15 protein-coding genes are annotated in these 16,706 nt (G+C 66.0%); 9 read left to right on the top strand and 6 right to left on the bottom strand.

All coding sequences use genetic code 11. The features are described 5' to 3' along the window. Window positions 1-21 precede the first annotated feature (21 nt). Window positions 22-1,143: an alanine dehydrogenase gene (gene ald, locus F7D01_RS05685; RefSeq protein WP_215229235.1), complete on the bottom strand. Its 1,122-nt coding sequence runs from the start codon at window positions 1,141-1,143 to the stop codon at window positions 22-24. Window positions 1,144-1,319: 176 nt separating this feature from the next. Here ald and F7D01_RS05680 point away from each other — a divergent pair, with 176 nt between their 5' ends. After that, window positions 1,320-2,711 (top strand): OprO/OprP family phosphate-selective porin, encoded by a 1,392-nt coding sequence (locus F7D01_RS05680; RefSeq protein WP_215229234.1) that lies wholly within the window; start codon window positions 1,320-1,322, stop codon window positions 2,709-2,711. 94 nt (window positions 2,712-2,805) lie between these two features. Next, window positions 2,806-3,873 (top strand): substrate-binding domain-containing protein, encoded by a 1,068-nt coding sequence (locus F7D01_RS05675; protein ID WP_215229233.1) that lies wholly within the window; start codon window positions 2,806-2,808, stop codon window positions 3,871-3,873. Between the two features lie 37 nt (window positions 3,874-3,910). Here F7D01_RS05675 and yghU read toward each other — a convergent pair whose 3' ends face one another. Then, window positions 3,911-4,822, bottom strand: a complete 912-nt coding sequence (yghU, locus tag F7D01_RS05670) for a glutathione-dependent disulfide-bond oxidoreductase (RefSeq protein WP_215229232.1) — start codon at window positions 4,820-4,822, stop codon at window positions 3,911-3,913. 125 nt (window positions 4,823-4,947) lie between these two features. Here yghU and F7D01_RS05665 point away from each other — a divergent pair, with 125 nt between their 5' ends. The 4 genes from F7D01_RS05665 to ftsH all read left to right on the top strand — a co-directional run bounded on the left by F7D01_RS05665 (window position 4,948) and on the right by ftsH (window position 10,107). Beyond that, entirely contained in the window at window positions 4,948-5,709 is a 762-nt protein-coding gene (locus F7D01_RS05665; protein ID WP_215229231.1) for a crotonase/enoyl-CoA hydratase family protein, read from the top strand. Further along, entirely contained in the window at window positions 5,709-6,869 is a 1,161-nt protein-coding gene (locus tag F7D01_RS05660) for a CaiB/BaiF CoA-transferase family protein (RefSeq protein WP_215229230.1), read from the top strand. The genes F7D01_RS05665 and F7D01_RS05660 overlap by 1 nt, the downstream gene beginning before the upstream one ends. 31 nt (window positions 6,870-6,900) lie before the next feature. After that, window positions 6,901-8,064: an acyl-CoA dehydrogenase family protein gene (locus tag F7D01_RS05655; protein ID WP_215229229.1), complete on the top strand. Its 1,164-nt coding sequence runs from the start codon at window positions 6,901-6,903 to the stop codon at window positions 8,062-8,064. A gap of 84 nt (window positions 8,065-8,148) precedes the next feature. Next, on the top strand, window positions 8,149-10,107 hold the full coding sequence (ftsH, locus tag F7D01_RS05650) for an ATP-dependent zinc metalloprotease FtsH (protein ID WP_251567100.1): 1,959 nt from the start codon (window positions 8,149-8,151) through the stop codon (window positions 10,105-10,107). Window positions 10,108-10,215: 108 nt separating this feature from the next. Here ftsH and F7D01_RS15190 read toward each other — a convergent pair whose 3' ends face one another. Then, complete coding sequence (locus tag F7D01_RS15190) at window positions 10,216-11,373, bottom strand: DUF3667 domain-containing protein (RefSeq protein WP_251567098.1); 1,158 nt, start codon at window positions 11,371-11,373, stop codon at window positions 10,216-10,218. 188 nt (window positions 11,374-11,561) lie between these two features. Here F7D01_RS15190 and F7D01_RS05640 point away from each other — a divergent pair, with 188 nt between their 5' ends. Further along, window positions 11,562-11,945, top strand: coding sequence for a hypothetical protein (locus tag F7D01_RS05640; RefSeq protein ID WP_215229228.1), 384 nt, complete (start codon window positions 11,562-11,564; stop codon window positions 11,943-11,945). A gap of 33 nt (window positions 11,946-11,978) precedes the next feature. On the opposite strand, the gene F7D01_RS05635 is transcribed toward F7D01_RS05640, so the two are convergent. Continuing rightward, window positions 11,979-13,034 carry a DUF3667 domain-containing protein gene (locus tag F7D01_RS05635; RefSeq protein WP_215229227.1) on the bottom strand — a complete coding sequence of 352 codons (1,056 nt, stop codon included), beginning with the start codon at window positions 13,032-13,034 and terminating at the stop codon, window positions 11,979-11,981. Between the two features lie 89 nt (window positions 13,035-13,123). On the opposite strand from F7D01_RS05635, the gene F7D01_RS05630 reads away from it, so the two are divergent. Further along, window positions 13,124-13,357 carry a DUF3072 domain-containing protein gene (locus F7D01_RS05630; RefSeq protein WP_215229226.1) on the top strand — a complete coding sequence of 78 codons (234 nt, stop codon included), beginning with the start codon at window positions 13,124-13,126 and terminating at the stop codon, window positions 13,355-13,357. A gap of 80 nt (window positions 13,358-13,437) precedes the next feature. Here the strand turns inward: F7D01_RS05630 and rpoZ are convergent, their stop codons facing one another. Next, window positions 13,438-13,782 carry a DNA-directed RNA polymerase subunit omega gene (rpoZ, locus tag F7D01_RS05625; protein ID WP_215229225.1) on the bottom strand — a complete coding sequence of 115 codons (345 nt, stop codon included), beginning with the start codon at window positions 13,780-13,782 and terminating at the stop codon, window positions 13,438-13,440. A gap of 121 nt (window positions 13,783-13,903) precedes the next feature. On the opposite strand from rpoZ, the gene F7D01_RS05620 reads away from it, so the two are divergent. After that, window positions 13,904-15,076, top strand: coding sequence for a phosphatidylserine/phosphatidylglycerophosphate/cardiolipin synthase family protein (locus F7D01_RS05620; protein WP_215229224.1), 1,173 nt, complete (start codon window positions 13,904-13,906; stop codon window positions 15,074-15,076). Between the two features lie 12 nt (window positions 15,077-15,088). On the opposite strand, the gene F7D01_RS05615 is transcribed toward F7D01_RS05620, so the two are convergent. Then, window positions 15,089-16,513 carry an HWE histidine kinase domain-containing protein gene (locus tag F7D01_RS05615; protein ID WP_251567097.1) on the bottom strand — a complete coding sequence of 475 codons (1,425 nt, stop codon included), beginning with the start codon at window positions 16,511-16,513 and terminating at the stop codon, window positions 15,089-15,091. Between the last annotated feature and the right edge of the window lie 193 nt (window positions 16,514-16,706).

Here is a 16,706-nt window from a genome sequence, read left to right as displayed (position 1 = left end):
GGAAATTGCGGAGTGGCGGCGTCAGGCGGTGCCGAGAATATCCACGACGCTGCGGTATTCGTAGCCCAGCTCCTTCGCCACCGCCTCGTAGGTGACTTCGCCGGCGTGGACGTTGAGCCCCTCGGCCAGATGCGGGCTCGCCTGCATCGCGGCCTTCCAGCCCTTGTCGGCGATTTCCAGCGCGTGCGGCAGGGTCACGTTGTTGAGCGCATAGGTGCTGGTGCGCGCGACCGCGCCGGGCATGTTGGCGACGCAGTAATGGACGATGCCGTCGACCACGTAGGTCGGGTCGTCATGCGTGGTTGGCTTGCTCGTCTCGAAGCAGCCGCCCTGGTCGATCGCGACATCGACCAGCACCGCTCCGGCCAGCATGTCGCCCAGCAGTTCGCGCGTGACCAGCTTGGGCGCGGCGGCCCCGGGGATCAGCACCGCGCCGATGACGAGGTCGGCCTCGCACACCGCGGCGTGCAGGTTCGCCTCGTTCGAAAAACGCGTCTTGGCGCGCGATTCGAAATGGGTGCCGACCCGCTCCAGCACTTCGGGATCGCGGTCGAGGATGGTGACGTCGGCGCCCAGGCCGGCGGCCATCTGCGCCGCGTTGAAACCGACCACGCCGCCGCCGATCACCACGACCTTGGCCGGCATCACGCCCGGCACGCCGCCCAGCAGCACGCCGCGTCCGCCATGCCCCTTCTCCAGCGCGGTCGCGCCCGCCTGCACGCTCATGCGGCCGGCGACCTGGCTCATCGGTTTCAGCAGAGGCAGCGTGCGCCCCGGACCCGTCACCGTCTCGTAAGCGATCGCGGTGACGCCGGACTTGACCAGATCGTGGGTCTGTTCGGGATCGGGCGCGAGATGCAGATAGGTGTAGAGGATCTGCCCCTCGCGCAGCTTCTTGCGCTCTTCCGCCTGCGGTTCCTTGACCTTCACCACCATTTCGCATTCGGCGAAGATCGGATCGGGGCCGTCGACGATCTGCGCCCCGGCGGCCTGGTATTGCGCGTCCGTCGCGTCGATGCCGAGCCCCGCGCCGCCTTCGATCCAGACTTCGTGGCCGTGGCGCACCAGCTCGCGCGCGCTCTCGGGCGTCAGGCCGACGCGGTATTCGTGGTTCTTGATTTCGCGGGGGCAACCGATGCGCATTGGGGCAGTCCTTTCGTGTTGCGTGCGCCGTTACAAGTGAAACCGCCGGGCGGCAACGGGGCTGCGTGGATCGACGACGGTCATAACTGACGGGAATGTCAGGAATGTCGTAATAGCGTCATACGAGGGCCATAAGGGCGGTTTCCGAACCCGGACATGGGGCGGAGCACGAGTCGATGAAGCAGAAAGCGGTTCTGGCTGGTCTCGCGCTGGCGGCGGTCGCATGGGCGGTGCCGGCCCCCGCTAATGCGCAGGCGCAAGCTGCCGACGACGCAGTGGTGCGCGAGCAGATCGCGCAGTTGCGGGCCGAGATGGCGCAAATGGCGCAGCGCCTCGAGGCACTGGAAGGCCAGCTCGCCCCGGCCGCGCCAACGGCGGGCGAGGCTGTTCCCATGCAGACCATGGCAGCCGCCCCTGCCCCGACGCCTGTCGAGCCTGCGTCGCCCTCCTCCATTGCGTGGAAGGGCGCGCCGGTCATCACGGGGCCGGACGGCTGGAGCTTCAAACCGCGCGGACGCCTGCAATTCGACGCGGGCACCGTTTCGGCGCCCGTCGCGACCGGCGTTGACGACGGCTATGGCGGGGAAGTGCGCCGCGCCCGGCTCGGCGTCCAGGGCGATATGCCCGGCGGCTTCGGCTACAAGCTGGAGATCGATGTCGCGCACGACACGACCGAGGTCACCGACGCGCTGATCACCTGGGAACGCGGCGGCGCGACCGTGACGGTGGGGCAGCAAAATCCGTTCCAGGGGCTGGAGGAACTGACGAGCAGCCTGTTCATCTCGCACCTGGAGCGCGCGGCGTTCACCGATGCCTTCGGCTTCCAAAGGCGGCTGGGGGTCAGCCTGCAATACGCGCGCGGCGACGTGCTGGTGCAGGGCGGCATCTTCAACGACAATATTGACGACCTGCCCGACCGCAACTGGAGCGTGGACGGGCGCGTGGTCTATCTGCCCCGGCTGGGCGGGACGCAGCTGCATCTCGGCGCGTCGATCCACCATGCGGGGCTGGAGGACGGGTCGCAGCTTCGCTATCGACAGAGGCCACTGGTCCACTTCACCGACCAGCGTTTCATCGATACGCGCGCAATGCTCGCCAGTGCCGAGACCGGAGTAGGGCTGGAGGCGGCGGCGATCGCCGGGCGGTTTCACATTACCGGCGAGACCTACTGGCAGCATGTCGCGCGCCCCGGCGGCCTGACCGATCCGACCTTTTTCGGCGGCTATGCGGAAGTCGGCTATTTCCTCACCCGGGGCGACCGGCGCGGGTACAAGGCGGGAATTTTCGATCGCGTGAAACCGGCGCGTCCGTTGGGCGAAGGCGGCATCGGCGCGGTGCAGGCGACCCTGCGCTACGACCGGCTCGATCTCAGCGATGCGGAGGCCGGGATCGCCGGCGGCACGCAGGACGGCTACATCGCCTCTTTGATCTGGACCCCGACCGACTACACCCGCCTGATGCTCACCTATGCCCGGCTGCAATACGACGATGCCGCCGTGCCGCTGTCGGATGGCGGGCGCAGCTACGGCGTCGACAGCGTCGGCGTGCGGGGGCAGATCGATTTCTGAACCGGCGGGTCTGCCCGCCCCGTCACCCGGCCATTGTCACACCAGCGTCAAAAACAGCGCCGATAGGCGCTCTTATCAATCAGGGAACATGCACATGAAGAAGATCGCGTCTCTCGGCCTCGTCGCCGCTTCCGCTCTGGCTCTCGCCGCCTGCGGCGGTGCCGGCGGCGCGGGCGCAACGCGCGACACTATCCGCGCGGTGGGCTCCTCGACCGTCTATCCCTTCGCCAAGAAGGTGGCGGAAACCTTCGCCCGGTCGAACCCGAACTACGGTTCGCCGCTGATCGAATCGACCGGCACGGGCGGCGGCATCGCGCTGTTCTGTCAGGGCGTGGGGGCGGACACGCCCGACCTCGCCAATGCCTCGCGCCGGATGAAGCCGAGCGAGTTCGACACCTGCGCCGCGAACGGCGTGAAGGACATCGTGGAGGTCCAGGTCGGACTCGACGGGATCGCCTTCGCCGCGACCAAGGGCGGCATCGAGATGAACTTGACGCCCGAGATCGTGTACCGCGCGCTGGCGGCGAAGCCTTATGGCAAGGAGCAGACCGCGCAGACCTGGAAGGACGTCGATCCCTCGCTGCCCGACCTGCCGATCCTGGTCTATGGCCCGCCCTCGACCAGCGGCACGCGCGACGCGCTGAAGGAGCTGATCCTGGAAAAGGGTTGCGAAGGCAATGCGGAGATGGAAGCGCTGAAGGAAAGCGACAAGGACGCCTTCACCCGCACCTGCACCGAGGTTCGCACCGACGGCAAATATGTCGAGCAGGGCGAGCAGGACAATCTGATCGTGCAGAAGATCGAGGCGAACAAGAACGCCGTCGGCATCTTCGGCTATTCCTATCTGGAAGAGAATGCGAGCCGGCTGAACGGGCTGAAGATGAACGGGGTCGAACCGACCTACGAGAACATCTCCAGCTTCAGCTATCCCGGCGCGCGGCCGCTGTTCGTCTATGTGAAGAAGGCGCATGCGAACGCCATTCCGGGCCTGAAGGAATATCTCGCCCAGTGGCCGCAGATGTGGGGCAAGGGCGGCCCGCTGGCCAAGATCGGCCTGGTCGCCTCGCCCGATGGCGTGATGAGCACCAATGCGCAGAAGGCGACCACGCTGGCCCCAGTGGTGACCAAGGCCGAGCTGGAAGCGCCGCTTACCGCCCGGTAGGGCGGGCACTTCCTAGCGCAGCGCGTCGTTCGTCCGATCAGGGAACGACGCGCTCGCCGCCGCGAGCCTCCATCTTGTCCTGCGTGTTAAGGTCGAAATCGCGGGCGTCGTGGCGCTCGTGCAACTGGCGTTCGGCGGGGCCGCGGATATTGTTGACCATCTCGCCGCGCCGGACGGCGGGCCGGTTGCCGACCTCTTCGGCATAGCGCTGCAGATTGGCGTACTCCTTGACCTGCAGGAATTCCTGCGCGTCGTAGGCCGATTTCATCACCCCGCCGTACCAGGGATAGATCGCCATGTCGGCGATGGAGAAATCCTCGCCCGCGATGAAGCGCCGGTCGGCAAGCACGCTGTCGAGCAGGTCGAGCTGCCGCTTCACCTCCATCGCGAAGCGGTCGATCGCGTATTCGATCTTGATCGGCGCGTAGGCGTAGAAATGACCAAAGCCGCCGCCCAGGAACGGTCCGGCCCCCATCTGCCACATCAGCCAATTGAGCGTTTCGGTCCGCTGCGGCCCGGAGGCGGGCAGGAACGCGCCGAACTTCTCCGCCAGATGGAGGAGGATCGATCCCGATTCGAACACGCGCACCGGTTCGCGGCCCGAACGGTCGAGCAGGGCCGGGATCTTGGAATTGGGGTTCACTTCGACGAAGCCGCTCGAAAACTGGTCGCCATCCATGATGTTGATCAGCCAGGCATCGTATTCCGCCTCCGCGTGACCGGCTTCGAGCAGTTCCTCGAACATGATCGCCGCCTTCTGCCCGTTGGGTGTGGCGAGCGAATAGAGCTGGAACGGGTGGTCGCCCACAGGCAGGTCGCGGTCGTATCGCGCGCCGGCGGTCGGCCGGTTGATACCCGCGAACTGCCCCCCGCTTTCGGTTTCGGCATTCCAGACCTTCGGTGGTTCGTAGCCTGCGGGCAGATTGTCGGCGGGGTCGTGATCGGCCATCGGATTCTCCTGCGTTGGTTCTTGCTCTCTCAACGTCGAACGCCCGGATCGGTCCCGCCTTGACGCTGGGCAAGGGGTGCGCCAGCACGGTGATAACCGGTTGCAAACCGAAATGGGAGAGAGACATGAGCGAGCCCGTCCACACCGAAACGCGCGGAAACGTGCTGGTCATCACCATCGACCGGCCCGAAGCGAAGAACGCCATCAACCGCGAGGCTGCGGAAGGGATCGCCGCGGCGCTCGACCGGCTCGACGCCGAGGACGAGCTGCGGGTGGGTATCCTGACGGGCGCGGGCGGCACCTTCTGTTCGGGCATGGATCTCAAGGGATTCCTGCGCGGCGAATCCCCCTTCGTCGAAGGGCGGGGCTTCGGCGGCCTGACCGAGCGCAAGCCGGCGAAACCGCTGATCGCCGCGGTAGAGGGCTATGCGCTGGCAGGCGGGCTCGAACTGATGATCGCCTGCGACATGGTCGTCGCGCATAGCGGGGCGAAGCTGGGAATTCCCGAAGCGAAGCGCGGCCTTGCCGCGGCGGCGGGTGGCCTGATGCTGCTGCCCGACCAGATCCCGCACAAGGTCGCGATGGAACTGGCGCTGACGGGCGATTTCACCGACGCCGCGCGCGGCTACGAACTCGGGCTTATCAACCGCGTAACCGACGGGTCCGCGCTGGACGGCGCGATGGAGCTGGCGCAGGCGATCGCCGCGAACGGGCCGCTGGCGGTGCGTATCTCGAAGCAGATCATCGAAGAATCGCGCGGCTGGTCGCCCGACGAGCGGTGGCAGCGGCAGGGCCAGCTTACGCCGCAGGTTTTCGCCAGCGAGGACGCGCGCGAAGGCGCCGCCGCCTTCGCCGAGAAGCGCAAGCCGGAGTGGAAGGGCAGATAATGTCCACCACGCGAGGCGGCCCGCTGTCGGGGCTGACCATCGTGGAGTTCGCCGGGATCGGGCCGGGGCCGTTTTGCGGCATGATGCTGGCCGACCACGGCGCGGACGTGATCCGGATCGACCGCGCGAGTGGCGCGCGCGGAGGCTCGCAGCCGGTCTCGACCAAAGACGTCCTGGCACGCGGGCGGCGCTCGATCGCGCTCGACCTGAAGAGCGAGCAGGGGGTCGCGCTGGCGCGCCGGCTGTGCACAGGGGCGGACGGGCTCATCGAGGGGTTCCGCCCCGGGGTGATGGAACGGCTCGGCCTTGGCCCGGAAGAGTTGCTGCGCGACAATCCGAAGCTGGTCTATGGGCGCATGACCGGTTGGGGCCAGACCGGCCCCTACGCGCACGCCGCCGGGCACGACATCAACTATATTGCGCTGAGCGGCGCGCTCGCGCATTTCGGCCGGGCGGGCGAGAAGCCGACCCCGCCGATAAATCTCGTCGGCGATTTCGGCGGCGGCGGCATGATGCTGGCGTTCGGGATGGTGGCGGCCCTGCTCAACGTCGCGCGCGGCGGGGAAGGCCAGGTGATCGACGCCGCCATGACCGATGGCAGCGCGGTGCTGATGGCCATGCTCCACGGAATGCGCAGCATGGGGGCGTGGTCGGACGAACGCGGCACCAACATCATCGATACCGGTGCGCCGTTCTACGACACCTACCAGACCGCCGATGGCAAGTATGTCGCGATCGGCAGCATTGAGCCGCAATTCTACGCGGAACTGCGGCGGCTGGCGGGACTCGCCGACGATCCCGCTTTCGACGCGCAGCACGACCGTGCGAACTGGCCTGCGCTCAAGGAGAAGCTGGCAGGCGTTTTCGCGACGAAGACCCGCGCCGAGTGGGACGCGCTGATGGAGCATACCGACGTCTGCTATGCGCCCGTCCTGACCATGGGCGAAGCGCCGGAGCATCCGCACAACCGCACCCGCGAAACCTTCGTCACCGTGGGCGGCGACATCCAGCCCGCGCCCGCGCCGCGCTATTCCGACACGTCGACTGACCCGCCCCGCCCGGCCCCGCTGCCGGGTGCCGACACCGACGCAATTCTGGCCGGGTTGGGTATGACCGGAAGCGAGCGCGAGGCACTGCGCGCCGCCGGCACCGTCGGCTGAGACGAGAAGCAGACGAGAGAGGACCGCCACCATGCCCGTGATCGATGTTCCCGCCCCCGCCTTCATGGAAGACGAGGAGATCGCGATCTTCTCCGACGTGGTCGGCAAGTTCCTGGAGCGGGCCGCGCCCGAGAAGCGCGTCGCCGGCTGGCGCGAGGCGGGGCAGGTCGAACGCGCGTTCTGGAGCGAGGCGGGCGAGGCCGGGCTGCTGGGCGTCTCCGTGCCGGAGGAATATGGCGGCCATGGCGGCGATTTCCGGCACGATCTGGTGGTGGTCGACCAGGTGTCGAAGCATGGCGTCGAAGGCTTCGCCGCGAGCCTGCACAACGTCATCATCCTGCCCTATCTCGTGCGCCACGGGACCGAGGAGCAGAAGAAGAAATATCTGCCGCGCCTCGTTTCGGGTGAGCTGGTCAGCGCCATCGCGATGACCGAGCCGGGCGTCGGCTCCGACCTGCAGAGCATCACAACCACCGCCACCAAGGATGGGAATGGCTACCGCCTCAACGGCTCCAAGACCTACATCTCCAACGGCCAGATCGCCGATTTCGTGATCGTGGTGGCGAAGACCGACCCGAACGAGCGCGCCAAGGGCATCTCGCTGGTGCTACTGGAAACCGAAGGGGCGCAAGGGTTCCAGCGCGGCAGGAAGCTCGACAAGATCGGACTCGACGCGCAGGACACCAGCGAGCTGTTCTTCGACGACGTGTTCGTGCCGGGCGACGCGATCCTGGGCGGGGTCGAGGGCAAGGGCTTCTACCAGCTGATGGGCGAGCTGCCGCAGGAGCGGCTGATCATCGCGGTCCAGGCGATGGACGGGATCGAACGCGCGCTCGACGTGACGGTCGATTTCGTGAAAAGCCGCAAGGCTTTCGGCCAGACCGTGTGGGATTTCCAGAACACCCAGTTCGTGCTCGCCGACCTGAAGGCGAAGGGCACCGCGGCGCGCGTGTTCGTGAACGATTGCATCGGGCGGCTGCTGAAGGGCGAGCTCGACGTCGCGACCGCCAGCATGGCGAAATACTGGGTCACCGAACTGCAGAGCGAGGTGGTCGACAAATGCCTGCAACTGCACGGCGGCTCTGGCTACATAAACGACTATCCGATCGCGCGGATGTACCGCGACAGCCGTATTGCGCGCATCTTCGGCGGATCGAACGAGATCATGCGAATGCTGATCGCCAGATCGATATGATTCACGGGAAGAATCGGGTATAGGCGTCAACTTGCCATTCACTTGCCTGCGCCTACATTGCGAAGGTGAAAGGAACCGCGCCCGATGAGCGATAACCAGAATCAGCAAGATCCCGAATCCGGGGGGCCGAATCCCTGGATCAAGAGCATGATGATCTGGGGCGGGGTGTTCCTCGCGCTGCTGCTGGTCGTCTCCATGTTCTCCAACGGGTCCAGCACGCCGGGCACGCAGATCGGCTATTCCGATTTCCGCAACCAGGTGGAAGCGGGCATGGTCAAGAGCGTGGAGATCGCGCCGGACCAGATCACCGGCACGCTCAAGAACGACAAGGCGTTCACCACCGTTCCGGTCCAGGGCGACACGAATCTGACGCAGCTGCTCGACGCCAACGACGTCACCTATTCGGGGGCGAAGGCGGACCAGCCCAACGTATTCCTCTACATCCTGCTGCAATCGCTCCCGTTCCTGCTGATCCTGGGCATCGCGTTCTTCGCGCTGCGCCAGGTGCAGAAGGGCGGCGGCGCAGGCGGTGCCATGGGCTTCGGCAAGTCGAAGGCCAAGATGCTGACCGAGAAGCAGGGCCGCGTGACGTTCGACGACGTCGCCGGGATCGACGAGGCGCGCGAGGAATTGCAGGAGGTCGTCGAGTTCCTGAAGGACCCGAGCCGCTTCTCCAAGCTGGGCGGACAGATTCCAAAGGGTGCGCTGCTGGTCGGCTCGCCCGGCACCGGCAAGACCTTGCTCGCTCGCGCCATCGCGGGTGAGGCGGGCGTGCCGTTCTTCACCATTTCTGGCTCCGACTTCGTCGAGATGTTCGTCGGCGTGGGCGCGAGCCGCGTGCGCGACATGTTCGAACAGGCGAAGAAGAATGCGCCGTGCATCCTCTTCATCGACGAAATCGACGCGGTCGGCCGTTCGCGCGGCCACGGCCTCGGCAATTCCAACGACGAACGCGAGCAGACGCTGAACCAGCTGCTGGTCGAGATGGACGGGTTCGAGGCGAACGAAGGCATCATCATCGTCGCCGCAACCAACCGGCCCGATGTGCTCGACCCCGCATTGCTGCGCCCGGGCCGCTTCGACCGCCAGGTGGTGGTGCCGGTGCCCGATATCGACGGGCGCGAGAAGATCCTCCAGGTCCACATGAAGAAGGTGCCGCTCGCACCCGACGTGAACAGCCGCACCATCGCGCGTGGCACACCGGGTTTCTCGGGCGCGGACCTCGCCAACCTCGTCAACGAGGCCGCGCTGCTCGCGGCACGCCGCAACAAGCGGCTGGTCGCGATGCAGGAGTTCGAGGACGCGAAGGACAAGGTCATGATGGGCAGCGAACGCCGCTCCATGGTCATGACTGACGACGAAAAAAAGATGACCGCCTATCACGAGGCGGGCCATGCCCTCGTCAGCCTGAACGAGCCGGCGTCCGACCCGATCCACAAGGCGACGATCATCCCGCGCGGCCGCGCGCTGGGCATGGTGATGCGCCTGCCGGAACGCGACAACTACTCCTACCACCGCGACAAGATGCTCGCCGACCTCGCGGTCAGCATGGGCGGGCGCGTGGCGGAGGAGATCATCTTCGGCCACGACAAGGTGTCGAGCGGCGCTTCGTCCGACATCCAGTACGCGACCAAGCTGGCGCGCAACATGGTCACCAAATGGGGCATGAGCGACAAGCTCGGTCCGCTCCAGTACGAGGAAAGCCAGGAAGGCTATCTCGGCATGGGGCAGACCGCGCGCACCATGGGCTCGGACGAGACCAACAAGCTGATCGACGCCGAGATCAAGACGCTGGTCGAAACCGCGCTCAAGCGCGCGACCGAGATCCTGACCGACCAGGAGGACAAGCTCCATCTCCTCGCGCAGGCGATGCTCGAGTTCGAGACCCTGACCGGTGACGAGATCGTCCAGCTGCTCAAGGACGGCAAGCTGGAGCGACCCGACGAGCCGAAGGGCCCGAGCAATATTCGCCCCGTGACCGGGTCCGCCATCCCCAAGTCGGGCAAGCGCTTCGGCGGAGAAGGCGCCCCGCAGCCGGGCTGATCCCGATCGGCCAAGCGCCAAACCAACACGATCTCGCGAAACCAACATCCAGCCCCGGCAGGTGATTCACCTGTCGGGGCTTTGTTTACATCACCCCGAGCGCCGCGATCACCAGCAGGAACACGACAGCGCGACGAAAGTGATTAGATAGAGCGCCGGCAGGCGGAGGATGAAGCCCAGCGTGCTTTGCCGGTAGGTGCCCCAGAAATGCACCGCCATGTGGATCGGCATCGCGAGTGCCGGAATGGCGGTCCAGCTCTCCAGCCCCAGCTTGCCCAGGATCGACGCGAAGAGGACCAGGAACAGGCTCACGCTTATCGAATAGGTCACGAACACCGTGTGATCGTACATCGGGTAGCGCCGCGACCCGAAGACGAACAGCAGCCACACCAGCGGCGCGCTGATCGGAATCAGCAGCCAGCCGAACTTGTAGGCCGTGTTCTTGAGCTTGTAGGCAAGCAGGTTCGGGTTCGCTTTCGCCTTCTTCCACGCATGATCCATGAACCCGTCGCCCCCACCGGCGGCCTGGATCGGCCCGAAAGTGCCATCGTTCTCGAGCTGGACGGCGCGCGCTTCCGAAAACTCGGCCTCCACCACGCCGCCCTTCCGCATCGCCTCCAGCGTCGCGATATCTTCCTGCTGGATCGCAATCGCCCGGTCGAGCGCGTCGAGCGCTTGCCGACGATAGGTTTCGACGTTGGAAGCGTCGATCGCAACGTCGCGCGCCTCGTACATTTCCCGCACGGCGGTGAGGCGCGCAGGGCCCGCATCCTGCGTCAGGCTTTCGCGCCGATCGCGCAGGCTGCCGAGCAGCTCGCGATTGCTTTGGAGCTGCGCCCCGACCTCGCCCCGGTTCTCGAGCCCGCCCAGATCGATCGCGTTGCCCATCATCGAGAACGCGGCGAAGGTGACGAACACCACGAAGAGGTAGAGCGCGATCGGCGAGACGTAGCGCGCCCGCTGGCCCTCGATGTAGGCGCGGGTCATGCGCCCCGGGCGCAGCGCGATCGCCGGCAGCGTGCGCCACAGCTTGCCTTCGAAATGAAACACGCCGTGGACCAGGTCGTGGAAGAACGCGCCCAGCGTGCGGTGGACATGCGCGCGTTGCCCGCATTCGTTGCAATAGGGACCGATGAGCGGGGTGCCGCAATTGAGGCAGCGATTCTCGTGCGTATGGCCGTCCTTCGCCTCGCCCGCCTCCGGCTCGACCGCGCGCGCGATCAGGCCGCCCTCCACCGCTCCGCCAAGATCCTCGATTCCGTTCATCGGCGCATACCCCCCAGGCGCGTCCACCGTGCCGATCCATCCGGCAATTGCAAGGTGCCAGCTTGTGTCAGCCCCATCTACCAGCGGACGACGCTATCGCGCTGGAATGCGGTTCCCTCCTGTAAGGAGCCGTTCATGCGCGAAAGAGGAAATCTCGGGACATCGCAAATTCGATGGGAGGGAAACCATTGCGTATCACGATCCTGACCGCAGCCGCCTTGGCTCTGGTGCCTGCCATGGCGCTTGCGCGCCCTGCCGATATGAACGCGGACACGTTCTATGTCGCCTCCGTCGAGCTTCTGGGCAAGGGAATGGGAGCCCTGCTCGACAAGCGAACCAAGCCGATGATGGCCGCCATGAAAGATGCCGGGGCGGCGGTAAAGGCGGAGAACGATGCGGCGGCGAAAGCGGGCAGGCCGCTCTATTGCGTACCGGAGAGCGCGAAAAAGAAGGGTGTCGGGCCGCGCTTCGTGGTCGATCGCCTGGGTGCGATCCCGCAACAGCGTCGCCGCGCCTTGACCCTGCGCCAGGCGTGGCGTGAAATCCTGGTCCGCGAATATCCGTGCAGTTGAAAGCTTAGTGGACAGCGCGTGCCCGCTGGCCGGTCAGGCTATCGCAAGCGCGATCGCACCCGAGACGATCAGGGCCAGCGCGATTGCCGCACACACCGCGAGCACGCCCGCGCGCCACGCCGCGCCTGTGAGCCCGACTCCATAGGCTCCGCGCAACTGCAAGGCCGCATGGAACAGCCAGCCGATGAGGAAGAGCGAAATAGTCAGGGTCGCCCCGACACCGGTGGCGGAAAGGAGGGCCATGGCGGTCGCCAGCAGCGACGCGAAGGCAAGCGAGTAGGTCACGAAGCTGGCGTGATGGAACAGGCTGAACTGCCTCCGCCGGTGAACGAACAGCAACCAGACGAACGGCGTCAGCACCACGATCAGCACCCAACTGAACTTGTAGCCGGTCGAACCGACCCGGCTGAAGAACAGCGCCGGATCGGTGAGCTGGCGGCGCAGATCGGATCGGGTCTGGCGGCGCATCTGCGCCTCCACGTCCAGCGGATCGTTCTGAGGGTCCCAGGCGGTGCGGGCCTGGTCGAGGAAGAAGAGCGCGCTGCGACCCCGCTCTATGGTGACGAGTCGCTCGCGCTCCGTCGCCGGGTCGCCGCCTTGCGCGGCCCGGTCGGGGGCGGACCGCTCGGCCTTGTCGACTTCGGCGCGCAAGTCGTTCTCGGCGCGGCCCAGCGACAGCGCGGGGTACCCGCTGCCGAGCGTACGCGTATCGCCATCGGTCAGCGAGATGGCGGCGAACAGCAGCACGAAGCCGAACAGGAACAGCGCCAGCGGGCTCGCAAAGCGGGTCCTCTGGCCCGCGACATACCGCCGCGTCAGCTCGCCCGGGGACACGACGAGGGCGCGCACGCTCGCCAGGAAAGTGCCGTTGGCAGGCGCCAGCCAGCGCCGCATGCTGTCGCGGAACAGGGCGGGGAGCGTTACCGGCGTATGCGCCTGCTGCCCGCAACGATGACAGTGCGGCCCGATCAGCGCGGTGCCGCAATCGAGGCAGGCTTCCTCGGCGAAGTGCCCGCCGGCCACCGCGCGCGCCCCGGCGTTCCCCGGCCGGACCGGGTCGGTAACCAGCGATGGTCCTTCGTCACTCACGACAAGCAGCCTTAGCCGCGCCATGCTTTTCGATAAAGCTGGAACAAAATAGGAACTCTAGGGGTTGGGCTTTCAAAGGAGTAAATCGCATGACCGCCACGCAACCGCATGAGCATCCCAAGGCCGAGCCCGTTTCCAATGCCGAAAAGGAGCCGGACAACTGGACCACCGGCGACGAGCGCATGACCGGTGCGCAAGCCAGCTATCTGAAGACATTGTGCGAAGAGGCCGGTTGCCCCGAACGCTACGATACCGAACTGACCAAGGCCGACGCGTCGAAGATGATCGACGAATTGCAGGAAACAACCGGCCGCGGGCAATAGGTCGCTGTTACAAGTGGATCCAAAAAAGGGGCCGCGATCCTTTCGGATGCGGCCCCTTCGCAATTTTACGCCAGGACGAATCAGCCTTCGTAATCGCTTCCGATCGAAGTCGAGCGAGTCGGGGCGGACGCAGTGATGCGCAGCGCCTCGGCCGACTGGCTGAGCGAACCGATCTCGTCGATATCGTCGTCGTCGTCCGGCAGGATCTTCTGCAGGTTCGTGGTGAGCGCTTCCTTCAGGTCCTTCGGGCGAATCGTCTGTTCGGCGATTTCACGCAGGGCGACCACCGGATTCTTGTCCCGGTCGCGTTCGATCGTCAGCTCGCCGCCGCCCGAAATTTCGCGCGCGCGCTGCGCGGAAAGCAGCACGAGGTCGAAACGGTTGGGGATCTTGTCGACGCAATCTTCGACGGTAACGCGCGCCATGGGCACTCCGGTTCTGGCTGGAATGAAGGGAATTCGAACCGCGCACCTAGGCGCGGGGCTGCGAAAAGTCAAGAATTCCGGGTGGCTTGCCTGCCGCCGCCGTGCGGACTAGGCCCGATGGATGGGGCAACCGCCAACGGGCACACAATATCGCGACCCGCCTCCCTTCTCGGCCGAGGTGGAAGGGGCGGCCCTGACGCTCTATCCGGCGGGCGCGGACCGCCTGAACGCGCTGCTCGAAATGATCGGGAATGCGCGCGATACGCTGAAGCTGGTCTTCTATATCTTCGCCTGCGACGGCACCGGAGTGAAGGTGCGCGACGCGCTGACCGCGGCGGCGCGGCGCGGAGTAATGGTCACGTTGATCGTCGACAGCTTCGGCGCGGATGCCGACGAGAAATTCTTCGCCGATTTCTGCGGGGCGGGCGGTGAATTCCGCTGTTTCTCCGCGCGGCGCACGATGCGCTATCTCATCCGCAACCACCAGAAGATGGTGATCGCCGATCGCGACCGGGCGATGATCGGCGGTTTCAATATCGCCGACGACTATTTCGCCCCGCCGCAGCAGAACGGCTGGAACGACCTGGCGATCGCGCTGCGCGGCGATGCGGTCGGCCCGCTCCACCAATGGTTCGCCCACCTGCTCGACTGGACCGACGACGACGGTGCCGAATGGCGCCAGGTGCGCGACGCCGTGCGCAAGTGGGACGAGCGGGTCGGGGCCTGCCGCTGGCTGGTCGGCGGACCCAGCCGCCATCTGTCGACCTGGGCGCATTGCGTGAAGCGCGATCTGGACAAGGCGTCGCGCCTCGACCTGATCATGGCCTATTTCTCCCCCCCGGGCGCGTTGCTGCGGCGCATCCGCCGGATCGCCCGGCGCGGCTCCGCGCGCCTGATCACCGCGGGCAAGTCAGACAATGGCGCCACCATCGGTGCGTCGCGGGCGCTCTATTCCGATCTGCTGAAGTCGGGCGTCGAGATCCATGAATTCGTCGCGTGCAAGATGCACACGAAGCTGCTGGTGATAGACGACGCGGTCTATCTCGGCAGCGCCAATTTCGACATGCGCAGCCTCTATATCAATCTGGAGATCATGCTGCGGGTGGAAGATGCCGCATTTGCGGCGCGGGTCCGGGAATTCGTGGCGCAGCATCTGGACGGCACGACCGAGATCACGCGGGAGGGGCACCGCGAACGCAACACGCTGATGAATCGGCTGCGCTGGAATTTCAGCTGGCTGCTGGTCTCCGCGATCGACTACACCGTCAGCCGACGGCTCAACCTCGGCTTGTAAGCGCCCGGCGGATCAGCTTGCCAGTGTGCGACGGGGGATCACCAGACGCACGACCAGCCCGCCATCGTTCCATTCGCGATTGATCGATCCGTCCAACTGCGATTCCACGCTCATGCGCAGCAACCGGGTGCCAAAGCCTTCGCTCTCGGGCGGCGTGACCTGCGGGCCGCCGGTCTCGTGCCAGACGATCTCGATCGTATCGTCGCCCTCTCGCAGCGCGATCTCCACTTCGCCGCCTTCCGCCGACAGGGCACCGTATTTTGCCGAGTTCGTCGCCAGTTCGTGGAAGATCAGCGCGATCGGGGTCGCGGCGCGCATTCCGATCGGTGCGGTCACCCCTTCGATCCTGACCTGGTGCTTCCCCGCGTCGGCATAGGGTGCCATCAGCACATCGAGCAGGCCGCGCAGATCCTCGCCCTTCTCCTCCGTCAGCGGGCGGACGAAATCCTGCGCCCGGCCCAGCGAATGGATCGTCTCGATCAACTGCTCGGCGAATTCCTTAACGTCGCTCTTGCCCCGCGCACGCAGGGAGACGAGCCCGGTGATCACCGCGAAGATATTCTTGATCCGGTGCGCCAGTTCGCGCGCCATCAGCTCGCGGCTTTCGGACAGGCGATGCCCTTCGTCGATGTCGGTCGCGGTGGCGAACCATTGTTCGACCTCGCCATCGGCATCGAGCAGCGGCAGCACCTGCATCAGCACCCAGCGATAGACACCGTCCCGCCGCCGAACGCGCAGCTCGTCGCTCCACGCCTCGCCGGTTTCGAGACACCGCGCGCGCGCGGAACTGAATTTCTCCGCGTCGTCCGGGTGGGCAGTGAAGCGGGTATCGGTCGCCCCATCCTCTCCAGCAAATTCATGGAAGGCGCGGTTGCCGTAAAGATAGCCCCCTTCAGCGTCGGTCGACCACGCCATGACAGGCATGAATTCGGCCATCCGCATCAGCTGAGAGCGCTGGCTTTCGATCAGTCTTTCGCTCGCCAGGTTCACGCGCCGACAGTGGAACCGGTTCATCACCCCCTGCGCCAGCACGATCAGACCTTCCTGCTGAAGCTCGGTCAGGCCATCGGGACGCGGCTCGGTATCGATCACGCACAGCGAACCCATGGGCGTGCCGTCCGCCGCGACCAGCGGTGCCCCGGCATAGAAGCGGATATGCGGTTCACCGGTCACCAGTGCGTTGTCGGCGAAGCGTTTGTCCTCGCGCGCGTCGGGCACGATCATAAGCTCGCGCTCCAGCATGGCGTGGGCGCAGAAACTGACCGAGCGCGGCGTCTCCGTCATATCGGTGCCCGCGGAACCCAGAAAGCGTTGCCGCTCCTTCTCCACGATGGTCACGAAGGCAAGCGGGGTCGCGCACAGCCGCGCGGCGAACTGGGCTTCGCGCTGCAATTCCTCGTCGCCGTCGAGTGCATCCAGTCCGAACGAGGCGATCACCCCCAGGCGATCGTCTTCCGTTCGGTCCGCAGCATGCCCTGCGTCCTGCGTGTCGCCTGCCTTCGAAATCTGCCGAGCCCTCCTGCTTCGCTGACAGAAATTAGGATCGCCGCGCGTATTATCAACTTGTTTTCGTTGGCCCCCCTGCAAGCCGCGCTACGCCCATCGCGGGTTTGCCCGCCCAGCCGCCCTC

This window comes from Erythrobacter sp. 3-20A1M (assembly GCF_018636735.1).
GTDB lineage: Bacteria > Pseudomonadota > Alphaproteobacteria > Sphingomonadales > Sphingomonadaceae > Alteriqipengyuania.
Note: the sequence above shows the minus strand (reverse complement) of the source record. Positions and strands in the feature narration are given on the sequence as shown.